Source organism: Labrenzia sp. C1B70, assembly GCF_000475395.1.
Lineage (GTDB): Bacteria > Pseudomonadota > Alphaproteobacteria > Rhizobiales > Stappiaceae > Roseibium > Roseibium algicola.
Genome location: NZ_AXCE01000047.1, coordinates 1 through 1,182, shown reverse-complemented (window position 1 = coordinate 1,182; position 1,182 = coordinate 1). Strand labels below are relative to the sequence as shown.

The 1,182-nt window shown below is 59.9% G+C and carries 1 protein-coding gene; it reads right to left on the bottom strand.

Translation table 11 applies throughout. The features are described from left to right. On the bottom strand, nucleotides 1–1,182 hold a 1,182-nt coding region (gene tuf, locus Q666_RS59200), incomplete at its 5' end, for an elongation factor Tu (protein WP_023002274.1).

The following is a 1,182-nucleotide window of genomic DNA, read 5'->3' as shown; positions in this document are numbered from 1 at the left end:
TTATTCGATGATGGATGCGACGACGCCAGCGCCGACGGTACGGCCACCTTCGCGGATAGCGAAGCGCAGGCCTTCTTCCATGGCGATCGGCACGATCAGCTCAACCTCGACGGAGACGTTGTCGCCCGGCATCACCATTTCCGTGCCTTCCGGCAGGGACACCACACCGGTCACGTCCGTCGTACGGAAGTAGAACTGCGGGCGGTAGTTGGTGAAGAACGGGGTGTGACGACCACCTTCTTCCTTGGTGAGGATGTAAGCCTCGGCCTTGAACTTCGTGTGCGGGGTAACAGTACCCGGCTTGCAAAGAACCTGGCCACGCTCAACGTCTTCACGTGCGATACCGCGGATCAGCGCGCCGATGTTGTCGCCTGCTTCGCCGCTGTCCAGCAGCTTGCGGAACATTTCAACGCCGGTGACCGTGGTCTTCTGCGTGTCCTTGATGCCGACGATTTCGACTTCTTCGCCAACCTTCACGATGCCGCGCTCAACACGACCGGTCACAACCGTACCACGGCCGGAGATCGAGAAGACGTCTTCGATCGGCATCAGGAACGGAAGGTCCTTCGGACGCTCCGGGGTCGGGATGTACGCGTCGACCTGAGCCATCAGCTCACGGATCGCATCGCGGCCGATGGCCGGATCGCGGTTTTCAACGGCTGCCAGTGCAGAACCCTTGACGATCGGAATGTCGTCGCCCGGGAATTCGTAGGAAGACAGCAGTTCGCGGATTTCCATTTCGACGAGCTCGAGAAGCTCTTCGTCGTCGACCTGGTCAACCTTGTTCATGAACACGACCAGAGCCGGAACACCAACCTGGCGAGCCAGGAGGATGTGTTCGCGGGTCTGCGGCATCGGGCCGTCAGCGGCAGAACAGACCAGGATCGCGCCGTCCATCTGCGCTGCACCGGTGATCATGTTCTTGACGTAGTCGGCGTGACCAGGGCAGTCGACGTGTGCGTAGTGACGGTTTTCCGTCTCATACTCAACGTGGGCCGTGGAGATGGTGATGCCGCGAGCCTTTTCTTCAGGCGCGCCGTCGATTTCGTCGTAAGCTTTTGCAGTCGCACCGCCGGTTTCAGCCAGCGTCATGGTGATTGCTGCGGTCAGCGTCGTCTTGCCGTGGTCAACGTGGCCAATCGTGCCAATGTTAACGTGCGGCTTGTTGCGCTCAAATTTTTC